We start from the raw sequence: 19,921 nt of genomic DNA on the forward strand, positions 1-19,921 counted from the left end.
GCATACGATAGAGGAGGAATTCTTAATCATGGCTCAACAACGCAAAGGTGTAGCCACCCTCAAGGGCAACCCGATCACTCTGCTCGGCCCGGAACTCAAAGTCGGCGATCCGGCACCGGACTTCGTGCTCAACAAATCGCTGGTCGACAGTGTGTCGCTCAAAGACTACGCCGGCAAAGTCAAGCTGATCAGTGTCGTCCCTTCTATCGATACAGGGGTATGCGATGCTCAGACACGCCGATTCAATGAGGAAGCTTCGGCTTTCGGAGACAATGTCGTCATCCTGACCGTCAGCGCCGACTTGCCGTTCGCCCAATCCCGCTGGTGCGGAGCAGCGGGCGTAGACAAGGTGACCATGCTGTCCGATTATAAGGACAACAACTTCGGTTCCGCTTACGGCGTCCTGATCGAGGAGCTCAAGCTGGATATGCGCGCGATCTTCGTCATCGATGCCAGCGACACCATCCGCTACATCGAGATCCTGCCTGAGATGACTGAGCATCCGAACTATGATCAAGCGCTCCAAGCTGTACGCGCGCTCATCTAACGCAGTCCCATATCGGCCCCAAAGCGAAAATAAAGCGAGAGAAGGCAGCCCCTTCCTCGCTTTATTGTCTATGGACTGTTCGTCTTATAGGCAGCCATCTTCTTGTCGAGCGTACGGTAGATATCAAGAATGACCCGATAGTTGGAACCGAGATCACCCAGCGAGCCCCGCGATGCCGAGTAGATATCCACTGCCGTCGTAACCGGATTGATGCTAATAACCGACACCGTAATATCCATCGTTCTACCGGTTGCCGTTCGCTTCTCGACGACGATCTCGCCTACGGACTGTACTTCGTGAAGCACTTTATAGCCCTGCATCTTCTTGAGAGTCGATACGACATCCTCCCATACCTTATCTTTGGACAGCTTGTAGTAATGGGATTTCAATAACGGATCCTTGGCTTTGTCCCCCGTCTGTTCAAAACTGCGGAGCAGTCCAATCAGTGTCCGTTTCAACACGACATCTCCCCCTCCAACGTCTATGTATATGTGTGAGTTCAAACCTTCTATAAGATGGACTCTCGTTTCATATACAAGGGCAACTTATGACACAAGGTCCCATTTGCATTGCGCTGAAATATAAGCTCGTATAAGAGCTGAACTTATACGAGCTTATATTAAGGTCAAATCCGGCGCCCATCGCCGGAGCATCTGTTATAACATCCCCGCTGATGCCGTCCGGCTAGCTTGTTTCTGAACCCGCTCTCGCAGGTGGGTGACCGCAGAGACGCATTTGAAGTCCCTTTTCGGGGGCATGACAGCCGCGACTCGATCTAGGTCTCCCGTAGTACAGCCATTGGTTCAAAACAAGGTGAAGCCGTAACGCACACCGCAGGATGTAATAGCTATTATAGTCTTTTTAAACGTGAAAGTAAACTGAACGCCAGACTGTTACTTGGCCTGCTCGGACTCGTCCTTGACGGATGCTCCGTCCATCCGCGCCAGCTCCAAATCCTCTTCTTCTTCCTGCGACCGCTTCGCCTCTTCTTCAGCCGCCGCTTTCTCGGCCTGCATCTGCAGCTTCTGGTAGATCAGAAAGAAGTTGTAGAAGGAAACGGTGGCAATGATGCTCCCCATGAAGAACGGGATGAGAAAGGTAAATTGAAAGCTGATAAATACGACGGCGCCGCTCATGATCACCGTGGACAGCGAGCGGAAGGGACGGCCAATCGTAATCAGAATTGCATTTTTGAGGAGCTGAAACGTCTTCATGTGATAATGAACCATCATGGAGAAATAGTTGAACATCGATATGAACAACAAGACCATCAACCCGATGAAAACGAATGAGAGAAGCTGAAACGAAGTCAGCTCATTCATATAAAACCGGTAATTGACGTACATGATGACGAACAACAGCGTGTAAAGAAGTCCGCCGAGCATGCTTTGCAGATAATTTTCTTTGTAGCCCCGGAAATAGGTCTTGAACAAAGGCACATCCACCTCGCCCATCACCCATTTCCGCGCAACCGCAAAGAGAGCTGCAGTAGCCGGGAAAAAGAAAAACGGCGCGACGATGGCCGCCATGATCAGAGCAGTGAACAGCTCATCCTCCGTCGACGACAAAAACAACCCTGTTACAAGCAAAAATACAAACGGAATGGAGCAGATAATCCAAAGCACATTCGTCACGGACAGCCGCATGATCCATTCGGAGATTTTGTAAAAGCCTCCCATGAGGCCTCTCATTTCCATGTTGACTCCCCCTAAACTGTTCGGACTATCACAAGCGGCCGGCAAGATTCGTAAACGTTCTCATAGGTCGTTCTGGCAAGCCGCCGAGCCGTCACGCGCCTATTTTGTCATACGGTGGGCTAGCGTCTAAACGGCTGCCACCTAAGGGCCATAAGATAAGGTGTAATCCTAACCAACACCCAAAGGAGGTTGCCGCATGAGCGAAAGAGGATATGGCGGATACGGTGGCTTCGCAACTTCGACAGGAACAATCCTTGTATTGTTCATCCTGCTTGTCATCATCAGCCGGACGTTTCTTTACTAAACGCCTAATCGCCGCATGACGAAAACCGGGGATCCACGGCCATGCATCTCTTCAGATGCGAGGCCATGGATCAACTCCCGGTTATTGTCATTAGTTGTTTACATAATCGTCGGAGGAGCTGCGTGGACGACGTCCTTCGCCACCGCGACTCTCACCGTCACGGCTGCCGGTGTAACCGCCGCGGCCGCTGCCGTAGCTGCTGCTCCGGCTGCTGCCGTATCCGCCACGGCCGCTGCCGCCACTGCTGCCGCGATTGCCACCACCTTGTCCCCCGCGGTAGCCAGAACCGCTGCGTCCCCGGTCATTGAAACCGGAGAAGCGGCGCCCGTTGGTACGGACATCCGGACGACGTTTCTTGGCACGGATCGGATCTTCAGGCGTCAGCTCGATGTTGACGTCTTTCTTCTCGCCGGTCAGCAGCTTCAGCGCCGCTGCCAGCAGATGAACCGAATCATAGCGTTCCAGCAACTGAATCGCTGTGCCTTTGAATTCATTGAAGTCCTCGGACTGGATAATCTCCAGCAGCCGCTCAGCCGTGACCCGCTGTTTGCCCTCGATCGCTTCAGCCAGCGAAGGCAGCGCTTTTCGGGAGATCTTCTGGCGGGTGACACGCTCGATAAAGTGCAGATGATCGATCTCGCGTGGCGTTACAAATGACCATGCTGTACCTTCTTTGCCGGCGCGGCCTGTCCGGCCGATGCGGTGAACATAGCTCTCCGGGTCCTGCGGAAGGTCAAAGTTGATGACGTGGGAAACCCCGGATACGTCCAGACCGCGCGCTGCTACGTCGGTGGCAACGAGTACATCGATGCTGCCGTCGCGGAACTTGCGCATGACATTGTCACGCTGGTTCTGCGAGAGATCGCCATGCAGGCCGTCCGCCGAGTATCCGCGCTTCTGCAGCGCTTCGCTCAGCTCGTCTACCCGCCGTTTGGTGCGTCCGAAGATAATCGCCAGGTCTGGGGATTCCATGTCCAGCAGACGGCTCAAACCTTCGAATTTTTGGCGCTCGTGCACTTCGATGTATGCCTGATCGATCAGCGGCGCCGTAATGTTCTTAGGAATAACGGAGACGTGCTCAGGATCCTTAAGGAACTGCTGGGCCAAACGTTGGATATTCGGCGGCATCGTCGCCGAGAACAGCATCGTATGGCGCTCTTCAGGTACAAGCTTCAGGATCGACTGGATGTCTTCCATGAAGCCCATATCCAGCATTTCGTCCGCTTCGTCGAGGATAACGGTCTGGACATCGTCAAGCTTGATCGTCCTCCGGTTGATATGGTCCAGCAGTCTGCCTGGCGTACCGATGATGATCTGCGGACGCTTCTTGAGCGCGCGGATCTGGCGGCCGATATCCTGTCCGCCATAGATGGGCAGCGAGCGGATGCCTTTAAACCGGGACAGCTTGCCGATCTCTTCCGCAACCTGAATCGCCAGCTCCCGTGTAGGGGTCATGATCAGAGCTACGATACGGTCCTCGGAAACCGGGATCTTATTGATGAGTGGAATGGCGAAGGCGGCAGTCTTGCCTGTGCCTGTCTGTGCCTGGCCGATCAGATCCTTGCCGGTGATGGCTACAGGGATCGCTTTGTCTTGTATTGGGGTTGACTCCTCAAAGCCCAACTCTGTGATGGCTTGCAGAACCTTTGGCTCCAAGCCGAATTCAGCAAATGTTTTCAAACGTACTCAAACTCCTTTTTATCTGCGTCTTACTTGAAAATTATCCTGTTCATTATAGCATACTTATGTCGATGAATACCAGCGGCACCTATATACACATCCTATATGAAGGCAAGTGCGGTTATGAAAGCGCCATCCTAGAAAGACTCCCAGCCCGCCGCACAAGCCGGAGAGGAGAAGACTGATGAATATTCCAGGCAAGACTGCTACCGTCCTCTCAATGCTTGCCGGCTCGCTGCTCGTCGCTTTCGGTTTCAACATGCTGCTTATCCCGCTTGGCCTGCTGAGCGGCGGACTGTCAGGCGTCGCCATGATCATCGGTTATGCCACGGGCGGAGATATCGGTTGGCTATATTTTGCCCTCAATCTCCCCGTGCTGGTCTGGGGCTGGCTGCGGCTGGGCAGACCATTCATCTTCTGGAGCATGTTCTCCGTCGTGTCAGCGACCGTATTACTTAAGATACTCCCGGTTCAGCCGATTGCTCCGGATCTGCTGCTCGGCGCCCTCTTTGGCGGGATCCTCGTTGGCGCAGGCAGCGGCATCGCGCTAAGAATGGGCGGTTCTTCCGGCGGCTTTGATATTATCGCTTCGATTATTACCCGCAAGAGGGATGTGCCGGTGGGCAGTCTCATCTTCCTCCTGAACGGGATTGTGGTATTGGCGCTCGGTCTGCTCTCGGGAGACTGGCTGCCTGCCCTCTATTCGATGCTCTCGATGTTTGCTGCCGGCAAGATGGTCGATTGGCTCCACATCAGCCATCTCAAAGTAACCGTATTTATCGTCACGAATCGGACCAAGGAGCTGACAGGCCGTCTGCTGCAGCGCCCCCGAGGGGTGACGATCATCCGAACCCGAGGCGCTTACTCCGATGCGGAGCGGGACATGCTCATGACGGTAACAACCCGCTACGAGCTCTCCGAGCTGCGCCGGTTGATCTCCGAGCTCGATCCGGGAGCCTTTGTCAATATCGTGGAGACGGCGGGCGTCATGGGTGAATTTCGCAAATAGCCGCCTCTGCGGCTTCAAACAGCCAGAAAGGCCCGGAATATGGGACGGATATGGATTTGCGGCAGCAAGACTAGGTTTTTTGAAGCATTCCTGTTATACTATAACCAATCCTCGATGCTTTGTTTCACGCCACTGGTAGTCCCTCATTTCTCAGATAATTCTTAGAATTTTCGCGGGAAGGGTGATGCAGGATGGATCATGAAACGGTAACACTATCGCGGATTGTCGAGAAGCTTGCACCGGAGATGTACTCATTCCTGACAGCAAACGAATTGCAACTGAATATCGTGCTGCGAGACGGACTGGCGGTGCTTGAACCGGAAGACGCGATCGAGATCGTGCAGCACAGTATTTGTGAAGTTCAGAAGAATGTGTTATTGCAATGAGGATATGGCTATTCCCGATGCCGCACTGCGGAAACCGGGAATAGCTTTTTCATTTATCCTACGAAGGACCTCTGTCTCCCTCTCGTCAACTGGACTATACTGGAATCAATACGCTTAATGGGAGAGGAGAAGCATGGAACTTATATTTTCAATGCTGGCAGTCCTCTACGGCCTGCTCGGCGGATCACCCGGGGATCATACGAAGCCGCTGCTGCACTCGCTAGCTCCCATACCCGGACTGACAGCATTCGGGGAAGAAGAGCAGCCGGATGCGCAGCAGCCCGATATCTTCGTCAAAACGGACCCGCAGCCGGATGCCCCTCTCGTCAAAGGCATCTACGTCACTTCCCATAGTGCGGGTGGCCAGCGGATGGATCAGCTGCTGCAGCTGATCGATGACAGCGCTCTTAACAGTATGGTCATCGATATCAAGGACGACCACGGGTACATAACCTATCCATCGGACAACGAGGAGATTCTTCTGCTCGGCGAGACACGCCGAAATATCGCCGATATCGGAGCGCTGATGGACCGGCTCGAGAAGCACAAGGTGTATCCGATCGCCCGCATCGTCGTTTTCAAGGACAGTGTGCTGGCAGCCAAGCACCCGGAGTTGTCGTTTGTACAGGAGGATGGGAAGGTCTGGCAGAACGGTCGCAAGGAAAGCTTCGTCAATCCGTACCGCAAGGAAGTATGGGATTATAATATTGCCGTGGCCAAAGAAGCGGCACGATTGGGGTTTCAGGAGATCCAATTTGACTATGTCCGGTTTCCCGAGGGCTTCGAGAACAGAGCCGACTCGCTCACGTTCGACAAAACGGAGGAAGAACGTGTGCAGATCGTTGCCGACTTCGTAAAGTATGCCCGGGAACAGCTGGAGCCGATGGGCATCCGCGTCTCCGTCGATATATTCGGCTATGCGGCTTCGGTCCCTGCAGCCGAAGGCATCGGTCAGGACTTCGTCAAGCTCTCCAAGCATGTCGATGTCATCTCCCCCATGGTTTACCCCAGCCATTACAGCACCGGCTGGTTCGGTCAGCAAGCGCCTGACAAGGCGCCCTATGAGACGATCAAGGGCTCTATGCTGGATACGCACAAGAAGCTGGATCCGATCGGTCACTACAAGCCCGTAATCCGGCCTTGGATACAGGACTTCACGGCGAGCTGGCTCGGCCAGGGGCATTATATCCCTTACGGCAAAGAAGAAGTCCAGGCACAGATCCAGGCGCTCAAAGACACCGGGATCGACGAATATCTGCTTTGGAACGCAAGCAACCGTTACACAGCGGGTGTTATCTACGATTAACGCACCGCCCAAGCGAGCTGTACATGTAAAAACCTCTCTCCGTCCGTATGAGCCTGCAGCGGTTCATAACGGGCGAAGAGAGGTTTTTTGGCGCTTTCCTGGCGGCTGACCGATCAGGCAGCTGCCGGTTATTGCGAGAGGCGGGATGCGAGCTCGTACAGCTCGGTATTGAACGGTTTCTTGGTACTGACAACCTTGTCGATGTCAGTGACGACATATTCCCCGCGGATGATCCCGCAGCCTTTGCCGGAGTCGCCCTCCATCAGCTTGCGAACGGCGAAGTCGCCCAGCTGGCTGGCCAGAATCCGGTCATTATGCGTCGGCGTGCCGCCGCGCTGGATATGGCCCAGCACGGTCACGCGCGGCTCGATGCCGTTGCGCTCGGTGATCTCGCGGGCGACGTCCTCGCCCTTGCCCGCGCCTTCGGCGACCAGGATGATGCTGTGACGCTTGCCGTGCTGGAAGTTCTCGTGCATCCGGTTGGCGACAACATCCAGATCATAAGCCGCTTCGGGAACAAGGATCGTCTCGGCGCCGCTCGCGAGTCCCGCATACAGCGCGATATCACCGCAATGACGCCCCATCACTTCGACGATCGAGGAGCGCTCATGCGAGGTCATCGTGTCGCGCAGCTTGTTGATCGCATCGACCACGATACTGACAGCCGTATCAAAACCGATCGTAAAATCCGTAAACGGGATGTCATTGTCGATGGTGCCTGGCAGACCCATCGTCTTGATGCCGAGCTTACTCAGTTTTTGGGCGCCTTGGTAAGAGCCGTCGCCGCCGATGACGACCAGGCCGTCGATGCCCCTTTCATTGAGCACATCCGCCCCGCGCTGCTGACCCTCAGGCGTGAGAAACTCCTTGCATCTTGCCGTCTGTAGAATCGTACCGCCCCGCTGGATGATGTCGCCCACGCTGCGCAGATCCATCTGACGCAGATCCCCATTGATCAGGCCCTGGTAACCGCGCTGTACGCCGTACACTTCAATACCGTGATACAGAGCGCTCCGCACCACTGCTCTTACAGCGGCATTCATTCCTTGCGAATCGCCGCCGCTGGTCAATACTGCAATCTTTTTTACATTTGACATCTTGCTTTTCCTCCTCAGAATGCTTAAAATCCTTCTACTCTTTACTCTTGCTGCGAATATATCGGCTATTCATCCAGAAAAACAGTCTGGCAAGCGGACTGCGCCGCATGATCGTTCTGGAAATGTGTCGGACGTCCTCCTGCTCACGGACTTTGGCGTCCGAGAGATAGAGCGCCAGCAGACCTTCGATCACCATCCGGTGAAATCGCGCCGCAGGCAGCGCTTGAACGTCCGCCAATGCCCGCGCCGCCATCTCCTCCAGCCCGTCAGTCAGTGTGGCGGTATCCTCATAATACGCGCAAAAGTTCAGGTCCCCCTCACGGCGGTCTTCTTCCTGATCGATCAAATAATCGAGCAGGATGTGCAGCCCGCTGACATGAGGGAAATAACCGCGACTGACAGCGACAGCTTCCTCCTGCTCCAGAGCCGGCTGCGCCGCTGCCAAAAACAAGGCAAACATGCCTAGCGTCGAGCCTGCAGCTGCCGCGAATTCGTACCAATGCAGGTGGGGACACGCTTCCTGATGCCCCTGCCACCATGCCCTTAACCGCTGCTCGCGCAGTGCAGGCGCAATATGCTTGTACACCTGCAGGTCGGCGTACAGCGTGATGAGCCGCTCAAGAGGTTCCAGAACGACTCGGTATGAAGGCAGCGCCGCCAAGCTGCGCTGGCAGGTAACGACCAATTCCGCGAGGTATCCGCCATCTCCGGCAGTCTGCCTCAGCCCGTAATAGTCGACAGGGCCTCTACCCGGGGCTGCGGCATCATGCATCGCCTGGTGCAACAGCCGGAAATCAGCCGGATCCAGCGAACTGCTGCGATCGCACAGGTTATCGAGATAGTCGCTGATCGTCTGCAATGCGACGATCAGCGATACGAGCTGCGGGCGGCTGGCGGGATCGGCGGCGGCATACACCGCGCCTCCCTGGCAGTGGAAGCGCTTGGTGCGGATGCTGCCCAGCGCCTGCGTCCGCAGCTCCTCGTCCGGAATCTCACCTGCCCGTGACTCCCAATACGACAGTTCTCTGTCGACCTCGGGGAGCACATGCTTGTACATCCGGAACATCAGACCCGCCGGCGTGGCGGGCAGTGCTTGCCATTTACGCTCAGCTCTCACTTCCGGTCCTCCTGGATCCCCTAATCCTGTAAACCTACAAATTTAAATGTACCATTTCAATCGTCATTTATCCAGTACTTATGACCCGGTTAACCAAAATTTCAAGAAAGTTCACGTCCGACGTGATATACTGGAAAGCAAAGCAAAAAGGAGCCGCACCTTATGAATCCGCATCCTGCCGAGACAGTGACCATGAAGCGATTATGGTCTTTTTTTCTGCCGCTCGGAGTGGCCGCCTCGCTGGTGACCATCTCCCATGTCATTATTAACAGTACGCTCAGCCGGGCCGCTGAGCCTGAGCGCATCATTGCAAGCTATGCGATCGCCCTCAGTCTGATCACCATGACGGAGCGACCGGCCGTCCTGCTGCGTCAGACCTGCTCTGCCCTGATTAGAGACCGCCGCTCTTTTGCAGCGATGCTCAAGGTAGCCCAGCTGGTGTTTGCCAGCATCATCCTCCTGGGTCTGCTCGTCTGTTATACGCCGCTCGGCGCCCTGATCTTCACCCATTTGTTCGGCGTGGAACAGGAGCGGGTCGGCGATATTCTCGACATCTACCAGGTGTTGATGTTTGTCAGTCTGTTCTCGGGCATCCGCTGCCTGTATCAGGGCGTGATTATCTACAATCTTCGGACCAAATGGCTGACGATCGGGATGGCCTTCAGACTGCTGGGCATGTACCTGGTGTCGCTGTATTTCATCCGCACCGGGATTACCAGCGGCGTGGTTGGTGCGATCATATTCCTGATCGGCATGATGATCGAAGCGGCTGTGAGCTACGCTGAAGGGCGAACGCTGGTCAAGAAGATGCCTGAGATTTCACCCGATCATCCCGTGCAAGGCCGCCGCGAGATTTTTACGTTCTACCGGCCGCTGCTCTACTCATCGCTCATTACGGTCTGGATCGGACCGACGATCAATGCGATGCTGGGCAAGTCGTTTGACGCAGTACTGGCGATTGCCTCCTTTGCCGTTGCTGCCAGCGTCGTCGGCCTGATTACCAGCTTCTTCAGTTACTTTCATCAGATCGTGCTTAACTTTTACCGGATTGATCCGGGGGCGGTCCGCAAATTCACACTGATGACCGGATTTGTGCCCGCAGCGCTGATCGGAGTGCTGGGGTATACACCGGCCGGTGAATGGTTCCTTGGCTACGTCATGGGCGTGGAAGGCAACCTGAAGGCGGCAACACTGCAGTCGCTCAAAGCGTTTGTGCTGCTGACGCTGGTCATGCCGTGGCTTGATGCGCTGAACGGTCTGGTTATGGTACGGGGGCAGACCCGGCTCATCTTCGGTTCGCAGGCCGCCAACTTTACCTTTACCCTGTTGACACTTTTGCTTCTGATCTGGCTGACCCCGGAGTGGAACGGCGCGATCGGCGCCTGGGCACAATCCGTAGGCATGCTGGCCGAATTCGGCTTCGTCGCATTAGCGCTCCGGTTTATCAAACCGATGGATACCGTCATCGCAGGGAATCAACGATAACTCGGGAGTGAAACGCACATCATGTCTGCACCCAACGAAATCCCGCAGCAGCCGCAGCTGTCAGCGACAGCCACACGGGACGCATGGCGGCTGCGTATGTTCAGCTTTGCCTTCTACACCGTTATGGCTGTGGTAGTTTCGTATTTTCCGCTCTACTTCTATGACCGCGGGTACTCGGAGCAGCAAGTCGGCATCCTTTACTCCATCGGTCCGAGCGTCTCGATCTTCGCCAATCTTATCATGGGGCTGGCCAGCGACAAATACCGGACGATCCGCAAGCTGCTCACGCTGCTCCTTGCCGGGCAACTGATCATGATTGCGCTGCTGCTTCCGGTCAGTCATTTTGTACTGGTCTGCTTCATTATGGGAGGCTTTTATTTCTTCCAGACGCCGGTCAATTCGCTTAACGACAGTCTCATCCTGCTGTCCGAGCCGCATACCGGACGCCGGTACCCTTCGATCCGGATCTTCGGGTCGATCGGTTTCTCGGTCGCGGCGCTGCTGATCGGACAATTTATGCAGAACAGCGGATCGGGCTTGGGCTCCACGATGTATATTGCGATGGGCTCCATAGTGGCCGCCCTAGTGCTGTCCCTGCTGCTGAGAGATTATCACGGCTCGCTGCGCAAGATGGAATTCTCCGGCTTCTTCATGCTGATCCGCAAGCCGCAGATCGTCGTGTTCTTCCTGCTGATCCTCGTGCTGTCGGTGGCCCACCGGATGAATGAAGGCTTCCTCGCCATCATCATGCGTCAGATGGGGGCCAGCGAGTCGATGATCGGCACGGCATGGATGATCTCGTCTGCCAGCGAGATCCCGGTGCTCTATCTGCTGGGCAAGTATGGCCACAGGTTCAAGGAGCTGCCCTTGCTGGCCTTCGCCGGCGTCGCCTACGCCCTGAGGTTCTGGCTGCTTAGTATCGCGACTGCACCGGAGTGGATGGTATTGATCCAGGGGATGCACAGCATTACCTTCGGGGTCTTCTTTTCCACCGCGCTGCGTTATCTGTCGGTACTTATTCCGGATGAATACCGCTCCTCGGGCCAGGCTGTCTATGCCGTCGTCTGGACCGGGTTCGCCGGACTGCTGGCAGGCACGGTAGGCGGCTTCGTCATTGAACAGCACGGGCCCACGCTCTTCTTCCAGGCTGGCATGACCTTCTCGCTGTTTGCGGCAGCAGGCTTTCTCGTCAAGCATCTGCGCAGCCGCTAATTGTCAGCGCAGCTTGCGAAGCATGGACCCTTTTTGAACAATTTCTATTATAATAAAGGTAAAAGGAATGGTGACGCGTGACGAATCACGAAACCTATGCACAACTGAAACACATTATCCATGACCGGCGCAGCGTGCGCAGCTTTACAGAGCGTCCTGTGGACAAGGAGCTGATCCGCGAGCTGATCGATTGCGCGCGTTATGCACCCAGCGATACCAACTCGCAGACCTGGGAGTTCATCGCCGTGACCCGGCCCGAGACGATCCGGACAATCGAGGAGATGACCTGGGAACAGCTTCGGGGACGGGCTGCCGCAGCCGAAGGGGACGGGCTGGTTCGGGAAGCCCGCTTGCTGCTCAAATCGTTTGGTCCCTATGCCACCGCCTTCTCCAATGCCCCTGTATTGATCATCTGTCTAGCTACGCCCTATACATCCAAGTTCAGGGAGAAGATCTTTGACCCGATCCAGCTGGCTCCCGAAGAGGTATGGCGGGAAGAAGGCATCAAGAGCAGCTGTCTGGCCTCGCAGAACCTTATGCTCGCCGCTCACGCTCTGGGACTGGCAACCTGCCCGATGACAGGCCCTGTATTGCTGGCTGAGGAGCAGCTCAAGGCATACCTCGATATCGAAGCGAGCCGCCAGATTAATATGGTGATCGCTCTCGGCTATCCCGAAGTCACACCGGGGAAGCTGCCGCGTAAAGAGATCGACGAGATCCTCCGCTTCGTCGATTAATCCGCTTTTGATCACGAAGTTGCGCAAGGCCCCCATTGTTCGATATGATAAAATACAAACTCAAAGAATCGAGGTGACGACCGATGTTCAAGAAACATGTCATCTACAAAACCGACAATTATAATATGCTGACCGTCGAAGTGCGGGGCAAAACACTGGTTGTCCGCGAGATCTCCGACCAATGGGGCGAGGATTGCCATGAGTTCCTCAGCCGTCCGCAATTGCTGCATTGGGCGGAGAACCGTTACCGGCCGGAGGACTACGAAGGCAGGGAACAGGAGCGGGAAGCGATCATCGCCGCCTTGAAAGAAGTTTAATCCAGTCACGGGAGGAACAGATGAACACGACAGCTACCGCCATTTTTATCGTTTCCGCCTTTGTCTTGGGAGGCGTCATCATGCTCTATCGCGAATCGATCCCGGCCAGGCTGCGTCGCGGCATGGCGATCGCATCGATCCTGCTGATTGCCTTCGCTTTTTTCCTGATTGTCTACAGTCTCTTTACGATGGGTTCGACTGCTCCCTGACTCCGTGAGCGATCCTGCTCATGTTTTGCCGATAGGCAGTGCATACTAGGGCAAACTGTGTGGAGGAGATGTGATACTCCGTGAACAAGTGGCCTCTGACCCTGTCTCTCTGCCTGTCGATAAGTCTGATCCAGCCTGCAAGTGTGCACCAGCCTGCGGAACGTCTACCCGCCGCCAGCGCAGGCGATTATATACATACTTTGAGGAGGAATTCCATGAACGCTGTTATCAAACGGTCCGAGACCAAGCCCGAGCACCGCTGGAAGCTGGAAGATCTCTTTGCCAGCCAAGCCGACTGGGACAAAGAATTTGCGCAAGCAACAGAAGCGATCCAAAAAATCGCCCAGTATGAAGGCAAACTGGACGATGCGGCACAGCTCAAGGCTTGCTTTGCACTTGAAGATGAACTGAGCCTGCATGTCGAGCGGCTGTATGTCTATGCCAATATGCGGCATCATGAGGACATGGCCGCTCCCGAATACCAGGCGCTTTCGGACAAGAGCAAAAAGCTGAGCGTTCAGTCAAGCGAAGCCACCTCCTTCATCTCACCGGAGGTGCTATCCTTGCCGGACGAGACACTGGAAGCCTTCATCGCCGATCCCGAGCTTGCCCCCTTCCGCTCGACGCTCAAAGAGATGCGCAGACAAAAGGAGCATACCCTCTCCAAGTCTGAGGAAATGCTGCTCGCCCAGGTCGGCAATGTGGCTCAGGCGCCGGGTACGATCTTCGGCATGCTCAACAATGCCGACCTCAAATTCCCCAAGGTCAAGGATGAGAACGGCGAGGAAGTAGAGCTTACGCACGGCAGATACATTCAGTTTCTCGAGAGCAAAAACCGCGATGTCCGGCGGGAAGCGTTCGAGAAAATGTACGAGACTTACGGCAAAATGAAAAACACCTTGGCCGCGACCCTGAACGCGAACGTGACCAAAAACATTTTTTATTCCCGGGCGCGCAAATATTCTTCCGTATTGGAGATGTCATTATTCGGAGACAACATTCCCGAGGAAGTGTATACGAACCTGATCGACACCATCCACGATCACCTGCCGCTGATGCACCGGTATATGAAGCTGCGCAAATCGCTGCTCAAGGTCGATGAGCTGCATATGTACGACTTGTTCGCACCGCTCGTGGAAGAGTTCAAGATGGACATTGCTTATGATGAGGCGAAAAGCCTGGTCAAAGAAAGCCTCAAGCCGCTGGGTGAAGATTATCTGAAGGTGCTGCAGGAGGGCTTCGACCAATCGTGGATCGATGTCTATGAGAACGAAGGCAAGCGCAGCGGCGCCTACAGCTGGGGAGCATTCGGCACCCATCCGTATGTCCTCCTCAACCATAAGGACAATCTGAACAGCATGTTCACCTTGACCCACGAGATGGGGCATGCCCTGCATTCCTATTACTCGGATCAGGAACAGCCTTACCGGGATGCGCAGTATACCATCTTCCTGGCAGAAGTCGCCTCCACGCTCAATGAAGCGCTGCTGATGCACTACCTGCTGGAGAAATCGACGGATCCGAAAGAGAAGATGTATCTGCTCACCTATTATGCCGATCAATTCCGGACGACCGTGTTCCGCCAGACGATGTTCGCGGAGTTCGAGAAGATCATTCACGAGAAAGTCGCCGGCGGCGAATCGCTGACACCGCAGGAGCTGAGCAAAATCTATTATGACTTGAACGTGAAGTATTATGGCGAAGAAATGGTCGTGGATCAGGACATCGAGATGGAATGGGCCCGGATCCCGCACTTCTACACCAGCTTCTATGTCTATAAATACGCGACCGGGTTCTCCGCAGCGACGAGCTTCTCCAAACAGATCCTGGACGAAGGCAAACCGGCAGTCGAGCGTTATCTCGGCTTCCTGAAGAGCGGCAGCAGCGATTACTCGATCGAGATCCTGAAGAAAGCCGGTGTGGATATGTCTTCGCCGGAGCCGATCAGCCAAGCCATGAGCGTTTTCGAGGACCTGATCTCGCAGATGGAACAGCTGGTAGAGAAAGGCCAGTAAGCTCATCGGCAGAACACGCCAAAAAAAAACGGTCCCGGAGACCTATCCGGGTACCGTTTTTTTGTATGCTTATTCGCATCCCCGTCACGGAGATTCCCTTTGTTCCCTGAGCGCCCCCCCGCAGCCGTCATGGAAGAGCCGGACCGCAAAGGCGATCCGCCGCTGGAGATCGGCATCCGTGAACGTCTTGGCCGTCAGGATATCCATCTTGAATACCTCCAGGATGCCGATAAACGATGCCCCATGCAGATGCGGTTCTTCGATGCCGGCCGCTTCCAGCATCGAAGCTATGATCGACATATAGTTTCGCCGGAAAGCATGCATCATCTCCATCAGCGCTTGGTCGCTGTTGGGAGCCTGGAAGAACAGCCGCGGGTAGTTCTTCACGCCAAAATAATAGGATAGGTGATGCGAAGCAACGGCATGCAGCTGCTCCTGGAGACTATTATCCGGTTGCAGCATCCGCTGCAGCTGGCTGAGGAACCGGTCATGATCCCGCTTCGTCATCGCGGTGAACAGCTCCTCCTTGCTGGAGAAATAAAGGTAAAGCGTTCCTTTGGCAATACCTGCCTCATCAGCAATCTCAGACATCTTCGTCTCATAAAACCCTTTGGTGCCAAAAAGCCTGTAGGCAGCATCCAGGATGATCGTCCACTTCTCGCCCGGTGCGGCGCTCACATCCAACCCCTCCTTGCTATTGGTACATTACCGGAGTGCAGTCCGGGCATTTTGTTCACGTCGGTGCTGCCTGTGGAAGGCCAGCTCGTAGACGACAGGCAGGAATACAACCGTGAGCAGTGTCGATGTCGTCAGACCTCCGACGACGACAACCGCCAGGCCTCTCGAGATCAGTCCGCCTTCCGGTGTGGAGAATACGAGCGGCAGCAGAGCTGCGATCGTCGCAATCGCCGTCATCAGGATCGGCCGCAGCCTGGTCTTGCCCGATTCGATCAAGGCATCGCGGATCGTCATGCCTGCACGGCGGTTATGATTGATCCGGTCGACAAGCACGATCGCATTGGTGACGACGATACCGATCAGCATCAATAGACCGATCATCGCGCTCATCGATAATGGCTCTCCGGCGATCACCAGTCCCAGCAGCGCGCCGATCGGGACGAACAGCAGCGATGTCATGATGATGAACGGCACGCGAGCCTGGCCGAAGAAGATCAGCATCGTCAGATAGACAAGACCGACAGCAATCAGCATCGCGATCCCGATATCGATGAAGGTTTGAACCGTCTCGTCACTGCCGCCTCCGGATTCGAGCGATACGCCCTCCGGCAAATCCAGCGCCCGGACCCTCTCGGTGACGTCGCTGGAAACCGCGCGCACATCGTTGCCCACCACTTCCGCGGATACTCTAGCATATACACGCTCATCGAGCTTTTGAATCGACGTATAGACTTCTGTCTGTTCGATCGTTGCTACTTCCTCCAACGCCACCGGCCCGGCTGCGCCAACCAGCATGATCGATGCCAATTCTCCCCTGCCCTGAAGCGGCTCATCATATGCCAGCCGCAGCTCTCTCGAGTAGCCGTCAAGCATCAGCGTACCGGCTTCCACCGGTCCCGTACGGTCGGATACGAGGCCGAGTACCATATAGGGAGAAAGGCCATATGCTTTCATTTTAGCATGATCCAGCTGAACAGACCACTGCTGCTGCTTCTCCTGCATATTATTAGAGACGTTCTTCAGATCGCCGCGCTCCAGCATCAGAGCTTCGACCATGGCCGAAGCTTCCTCCAGCTTGCTCAGATCATCGGAGAACAGATCGATATCGACGTTGTTGTTGCTAGGCGGGCCGCCTGTCGACTGTTCCTGGATGGAGAAGCGGGCGGCGGGGGCAGCCCTGTCCAGGATACCCTGAAACGATGACTCAAGACGGGCGATCTCTGTAACGGTATCCATCCCTTCGGCCAATTCGATGAAATACACTGCCCGATTGGGCAGCGAGGAGCCTGTAGCAAAATCGAAGCTGCCGATCGAGACGAACCGCTTGGCATACCTCTCCTGCTCCTGCTCCAGCTGCTGCTCCAGCAGCAGCGAGATCTCGCTTGTCTTCTCCAGTGTCGTCGAAGGCGGAAGCTCGACTGTAGCCGAGAGAATCTTCTGCTTCTCATTAGGCAGGAAGACGAAGCCTACATTGCTAAGCTGATACAGCACGCCGGAGCCGACGAGGAGCAGCAGCGCCGATACCATGACGATCGCTTTGCGGCGCAAGCTGAAACGGATAACCGCCAAGTACCAGTCAACATAGAATGGATCCTTCGTCTCCTCATGAAGCTTGACGAACGATACCCTTGCCAGCACGGGTACGATTGTGATCGACACGATAAGCGAGGCCAGCAGAGCAACAACCACCGTGAGGGCGAACGGCAGGAAAAACGCGCCAGTGATGCCTCCCACCAGGCCAAGCGGCAAAAAGACGACTACCGTCGTGATGGTCGATGACAGGATCGCGCTCATCATCTCCCGCGTGCCCTCCTTGGTCAGCTCGGTGCGATCCTTTGCAGGTTCAAGCTTCATTTTCCGGTATATATTCTCTATGACAATGATGCTGTCGTCTACGACACGTCCGACTGCTACAGTCATGCCGGCAAGGCTCATCACGTTGAGGGTAAGTCCCCACCATTTGACAAAGATCGCAGCGATGAGGAGCGATAGTGGAATCGAAAGGACGGCGATAAACGTCGCTCTGAAATTGCGCAGGAAGACCAGCACAACGATCGCAGCGAACAACGCGCCGAACAAGCCTTTGGATACCAGCTCGCTGATCGAGCTCTTGATCGCTTCGGCCTGATCGAAGATCATGACGTAAGATATCCGATCCTCATATTTGTCGAGCACTTCAATGACGCTATCCGCCACTTCGACGGTGTTGGCATTTTGCTTCTTGTTGATGAGCAGCGCCATGCTATCTGTCAAATTGTAGCGGGCGAGTTCATTGCGAGTCTCGATAGGGGCGATCTCTGCGACCTCTGCCAGCGCGACAGGCACTCCGGTTACTGGAGACTGGATCGTCAACGCCTCAAGCTCGCTAAGCGTCGTCAGCTTCTGCTCGATATGGATCGGCACGACGACGGCCTCTTCGGTCATGGCTCCCGCCGGAAACGAGAAGAAGGCTCCTTCGATGTTTTCCTGGATCGTCTGCAGTGTGATGCCTGCCTGGACGGCCTGCTCCTTATCCACTGTAATCTGCAGATAGGTCTGCGAGACGGCAGACAGCGCAGCCGAGTTGACGCCGCTCAGTTGCTCCAGCTCAGGCTGCAGCACATCACTCACCCATTGCTCGACATCGTCTCCTCCGTTGGCAAACAATGCCAGATTGACGACGGGCACGGAGCTAAAGGAAAAGCGGCTGACCGTCGGCGCACTTACCTCTGGAGGCAGTGAAGCGCCGGAGATCCGGTCGTTCACACTTTGGGTAACACTGTCCATATCCGTGCCGATCGGAAAGGATAGCTGCAGCCGCGCCACACTTTCCAGCGATTGGCTGGTTAAGCTGCCGAGCCCTTCTATCCCCTTGAGCTGTTCCTCGAGTACGGAAGTGACGTTGCCGTCAACGTCCACTGCGGATGCGCCAGGGTAGACCGCCGTTACGGTGAGCTGTGGAAACTCGATATCCGGCAGCAGATCCGACTTCAGCGTAAGGAAGCTGTAGACGCCCCCGCCGATCAGCAGTGCGGCGATGATGATGATGGCCACCGCATTTTTCAGACTGAATCTGGTCAAAAATGACATGCTCATTCCTCCCGTTGTCTATGTATAAGAACATATTCCTAATTAACAGCATCCTCCTGACTGACTGGTTAGTCATTGCAAGTATAGATCCATTGTATAACCTTTGTCAAGCGTTATGAATTCCACATGCCAAAAAGCCAATCCGGCTGCTCTCAGATTGGCTCTTCGTCTGTCTATTGTAGCCACCAGAGCCCCAGCAGCGCTGCCAACAGGCCCGCCGCAGCCGACGCCAGCAGATTGACTCTGTCGTTGGTCAACCATCGCAAGCCACGGATCCGCTCGGCCGGATTGCCGCAATGCTCGGCGCGTTCCGTCTCGGTCCCGCATGCCGGGCAACGGAACATCACTTGCCAGACGGCCCCCAGCCATGAATCTGCGAACGCCCCTGCCAGTCCGGCCACAGCGGCGATGACAGCCAGTACTGCAGCATCAGACCATGCCAGCGTACCGGCAGCATCCCCGCCAGGAGAGCTGGGGGCCAGGGCTCCCAGGGCGGCTGCAGTAAGACCGATCACCGCCGCACCCGCCAAGGCGGCTGCGCTGCCGAGCGGTGTCACGCCGCCGCTGGTGCCTGTGCTGACCGGGCGGCCGCCCACCAAGGCTCTGGGGGCGGTACGGCTGAGCGCGCCGATCTCCGTCGCCCACGTATCGGCGTTGGCAGATGCCATCACGCCGGCAAAAGCATACAACCAGAGCGGATCCGGCCAGGCTGCATGACCAAGGCAGAGCAGCAGGCCCAGCCCGCCATTGGCCCACACTTGACCTGCGTCGCGCCGGCCGCTTTTGGCATAGCGGGCTTCAGCTTGCTGCTTGGCCCGGTGCCGGCGCTTCCAGCGGGACCAGAAGGTGGAAGTGATGAAGAAGACGATCAGACAGCCGAACCATACCGGCCCGCCAAACGTCACATATGCCGTGCCCATCACTGCCGCAGACCAGGCGCCTGATAGCGACAGCGAATCGCGCCGATAAGCGTACCAAGTTATCGCAGCGCTTCCGGCTGCCCCGAGCAGCAGCCGTATCCACCACCACTCTGTAAGATCAACCCACCACTGCATC

Annotated in this window: 19 protein-coding genes and 1 other RNA gene; 11 read left to right on the forward strand and 9 right to left on the reverse strand. The window is 55.7% G+C overall.

Going from position 1 to position 19,921, the window contains the following annotated elements:
• Positions 1-28 precede the first annotated feature (28 nt).
• Positions 29-547 (forward strand): thiol peroxidase, encoded by a 519-nt coding sequence (gene tpx, locus ABC336_RS03405; protein ID WP_413237324.1) that lies wholly within the window; start codon positions 29-31, stop codon positions 545-547.
• A gap of 68 nt (positions 548-615) precedes the next feature.
• Here tpx and ABC336_RS03410 read toward each other — a convergent pair whose 3' ends face one another.
• From ABC336_RS03410 to ABC336_RS03420, 3 genes are all read right to left on the reverse strand, one after another.
• The gene (locus ABC336_RS03410) at positions 616-1,008 is read right to left on the reverse strand and encodes a DUF1499 domain-containing protein (protein WP_413237325.1); all 393 of its coding nucleotides are present in this window, start codon (positions 1,006-1,008) and stop codon (positions 616-618) included.
• 199 nt (positions 1,009-1,207) lie between these two features.
• A non-coding RNA gene (ssrS, locus tag ABC336_RS03415) (6S RNA) lies at positions 1,208-1,390 on the reverse strand.
• Between the two features lie 50 nt (positions 1,391-1,440).
• Positions 1,441-2,244, reverse strand: coding sequence for a YesL family protein (locus tag ABC336_RS03420; protein WP_413237326.1), 804 nt, complete (start codon positions 2,242-2,244; stop codon positions 1,441-1,443).
• Between the two features lie 196 nt (positions 2,245-2,440).
• Here ABC336_RS03420 and ABC336_RS03425 point away from each other — a divergent pair, with 196 nt between their 5' ends.
• A complete protein-coding gene (locus tag ABC336_RS03425; protein WP_413237327.1) occupies positions 2,441-2,548 on the forward strand; it encodes a sporulation protein YjcZ in 108 nt (35 codons plus the stop codon).
• A 90-nt stretch (positions 2,549-2,638) separates the two neighbouring features.
• Here ABC336_RS03425 and cshA read toward each other — a convergent pair whose 3' ends face one another.
• Positions 2,639-4,228: a degradosome RNA helicase CshA gene (cshA, locus tag ABC336_RS03430; protein ID WP_413237328.1), complete on the reverse strand. Its 1,590-nt coding sequence runs from the start codon at positions 4,226-4,228 to the stop codon at positions 2,639-2,641.
• 184 nt (positions 4,229-4,412) lie between these two features.
• On the opposite strand from cshA, the gene ABC336_RS03435 reads away from it, so the two are divergent.
• The 3 genes from ABC336_RS03435 (at position 4,413) to ABC336_RS03445 (ending at position 6,929) form a co-directional block, all read left to right on the forward strand.
• Positions 4,413-5,237 carry a YitT family protein gene (locus tag ABC336_RS03435; RefSeq protein ID WP_413237329.1) on the forward strand — a complete coding sequence of 275 codons (825 nt, stop codon included), beginning with the start codon at positions 4,413-4,415 and terminating at the stop codon, positions 5,235-5,237.
• A gap of 191 nt (positions 5,238-5,428) precedes the next feature.
• A complete protein-coding gene (locus ABC336_RS03440) occupies positions 5,429-5,623 on the forward strand; it encodes a hypothetical protein (protein WP_413237330.1) in 195 nt (64 codons plus the stop codon).
• A 133-nt stretch (positions 5,624-5,756) separates the two neighbouring features.
• The gene (locus ABC336_RS03445; RefSeq protein ID WP_413237331.1) at positions 5,757-6,929 is read left to right on the forward strand and encodes a putative glycoside hydrolase; all 1,173 of its coding nucleotides are present in this window, start codon (positions 5,757-5,759) and stop codon (positions 6,927-6,929) included.
• A gap of 128 nt (positions 6,930-7,057) precedes the next feature.
• On the opposite strand, the gene pfkA is transcribed toward ABC336_RS03445, so the two are convergent.
• Positions 7,058-8,026: a 6-phosphofructokinase gene (gene pfkA / locus ABC336_RS03450; RefSeq protein WP_413237332.1), complete on the reverse strand. Its 969-nt coding sequence runs from the start codon at positions 8,024-8,026 to the stop codon at positions 7,058-7,060.
• Between the two features lie 34 nt (positions 8,027-8,060).
• A complete protein-coding gene (locus tag ABC336_RS03455; protein ID WP_413242430.1) occupies positions 8,061-9,092 on the reverse strand; it encodes a tetraprenyl-beta-curcumene synthase family protein in 1,032 nt (343 codons plus the stop codon).
• A 213-nt stretch (positions 9,093-9,305) separates the two neighbouring features.
• On the opposite strand from ABC336_RS03455, the gene ABC336_RS03460 reads away from it, so the two are divergent.
• From ABC336_RS03460 to pepF, 6 genes are all read left to right on the forward strand, one after another.
• Positions 9,306-10,628 carry a multi antimicrobial extrusion protein MatE gene (locus tag ABC336_RS03460; RefSeq protein WP_413237333.1) on the forward strand — a complete coding sequence of 441 codons (1,323 nt, stop codon included), beginning with the start codon at positions 9,306-9,308 and terminating at the stop codon, positions 10,626-10,628.
• A 21-nt stretch (positions 10,629-10,649) separates the two neighbouring features.
• Positions 10,650-11,840, forward strand: a complete 1,191-nt coding sequence (locus ABC336_RS03465; protein WP_413237334.1) for an MFS transporter — start codon at positions 10,650-10,652, stop codon at positions 11,838-11,840.
• A 77-nt stretch (positions 11,841-11,917) separates the two neighbouring features.
• Positions 11,918-12,577, forward strand: a complete 660-nt coding sequence (locus tag ABC336_RS03470) for a nitroreductase family protein (protein ID WP_413237335.1) — start codon at positions 11,918-11,920, stop codon at positions 12,575-12,577.
• 83 nt (positions 12,578-12,660) lie between these two features.
• On the forward strand, positions 12,661-12,894 hold the full coding sequence (locus tag ABC336_RS03475) for a hypothetical protein (protein ID WP_413237336.1): 234 nt from the start codon (positions 12,661-12,663) through the stop codon (positions 12,892-12,894).
• Positions 12,895-12,914: 20 nt separating this feature from the next.
• Positions 12,915-13,103 carry a hypothetical protein gene (locus tag ABC336_RS03480; protein WP_413237337.1) on the forward strand — a complete coding sequence of 63 codons (189 nt, stop codon included), beginning with the start codon at positions 12,915-12,917 and terminating at the stop codon, positions 13,101-13,103.
• Between the two features lie 215 nt (positions 13,104-13,318).
• Entirely contained in the window at positions 13,319-15,118 is a 1,800-nt protein-coding gene (gene pepF, locus ABC336_RS03485) for an oligoendopeptidase F (RefSeq protein WP_413237338.1), read from the forward strand.
• An 84-nt stretch (positions 15,119-15,202) separates the two neighbouring features.
• Here pepF and ABC336_RS03490 read toward each other — a convergent pair whose 3' ends face one another.
• From ABC336_RS03490 to ABC336_RS03500, 3 genes are all read right to left on the reverse strand, one after another.
• Positions 15,203-15,796 (reverse strand): TetR/AcrR family transcriptional regulator, encoded by a 594-nt coding sequence (locus ABC336_RS03490; protein WP_413237339.1) that lies wholly within the window; start codon positions 15,794-15,796, stop codon positions 15,203-15,205.
• 27 nt (positions 15,797-15,823) lie between these two features.
• Positions 15,824-18,865: an efflux RND transporter permease subunit gene (locus ABC336_RS03495; RefSeq protein WP_413237340.1), complete on the reverse strand. Its 3,042-nt coding sequence runs from the start codon at positions 18,863-18,865 to the stop codon at positions 15,824-15,826.
• A gap of 173 nt (positions 18,866-19,038) precedes the next feature.
• On the reverse strand, positions 19,039-19,920 hold the full coding sequence (locus ABC336_RS03500) for a DUF92 domain-containing protein (RefSeq protein WP_413237341.1): 882 nt from the start codon (positions 19,918-19,920) through the stop codon (positions 19,039-19,041).
• Between the last annotated feature and the right edge of the window lies 1 nt (position 19,921).

The sequence above is a fragment of the Paenibacillus jepli genome, from assembly GCF_047238105.1.
Classification (GTDB): domain Bacteria; phylum Bacillota; class Bacilli; order Paenibacillales; family Paenibacillaceae; genus Paenibacillus_D.

What these genes read in the sequence shown, in the direction of transcription:
- tpx (WP_413237324.1), top strand. Translation starts at nt 29, where the DNA reads ATGGCTCAACAACGCAAAGGTGTAGCCACCCTCAAGGGCAACCCGATC.
- ABC336_RS03420 (WP_413237326.1), bottom strand. Translation starts at nt 2,244, where the DNA reads ATGGAAATGAGAGGCCTCATGGGAGGCTTTTACAAAATCTCCGAATGG.
- ABC336_RS03425 (WP_413237327.1), top strand. Translation starts at nt 2,441, where the DNA reads ATGAGCGAAAGAGGATATGGCGGATACGGTGGCTTCGCAACTTCGACA.
- ABC336_RS03435 (WP_413237329.1), top strand. Translation starts at nt 4,413, where the DNA reads ATGAATATTCCAGGCAAGACTGCTACCGTCCTCTCAATGCTTGCCGGC.
- ABC336_RS03440 (WP_413237330.1), top strand. Translation starts at nt 5,429, where the DNA reads ATGGATCATGAAACGGTAACACTATCGCGGATTGTCGAGAAGCTTGCA.
- ABC336_RS03445 (WP_413237331.1), top strand. Translation starts at nt 5,757, where the DNA reads ATGGAACTTATATTTTCAATGCTGGCAGTCCTCTACGGCCTGCTCGGC.
- pfkA (WP_413237332.1), bottom strand. Translation starts at nt 8,026, where the DNA reads ATGTCAAATGTAAAAAAGATTGCAGTATTGACCAGCGGCGGCGATTCG.
- ABC336_RS03455 (WP_413242430.1), bottom strand. Translation starts at nt 9,092, where the DNA reads ATGTTCCGGATGTACAAGCATGTGCTCCCCGAGGTCGACAGAGAACTG.
- ABC336_RS03460 (WP_413237333.1), top strand. Translation starts at nt 9,306, where the DNA reads ATGAATCCGCATCCTGCCGAGACAGTGACCATGAAGCGATTATGGTCT.
- ABC336_RS03465 (WP_413237334.1), top strand. Translation starts at nt 10,650, where the DNA reads ATGTCTGCACCCAACGAAATCCCGCAGCAGCCGCAGCTGTCAGCGACA.
- ABC336_RS03475 (WP_413237336.1), top strand. Translation starts at nt 12,661, where the DNA reads ATGTTCAAGAAACATGTCATCTACAAAACCGACAATTATAATATGCTG.
- ABC336_RS03480 (WP_413237337.1), top strand. Translation starts at nt 12,915, where the DNA reads ATGAACACGACAGCTACCGCCATTTTTATCGTTTCCGCCTTTGTCTTG.
- pepF (WP_413237338.1), top strand. Translation starts at nt 13,319, where the DNA reads ATGAACGCTGTTATCAAACGGTCCGAGACCAAGCCCGAGCACCGCTGG.
- ABC336_RS03495 (WP_413237340.1), bottom strand. Translation starts at nt 18,865, where the DNA reads ATGTCATTTTTGACCAGATTCAGTCTGAAAAATGCGGTGGCCATCATC.
- ABC336_RS03500 (WP_413237341.1), bottom strand. Translation starts at nt 19,920, where the DNA reads ATGCAGTGGTGGGTTGATCTTACAGAGTGGTGGTGGATACGGCTGCTG.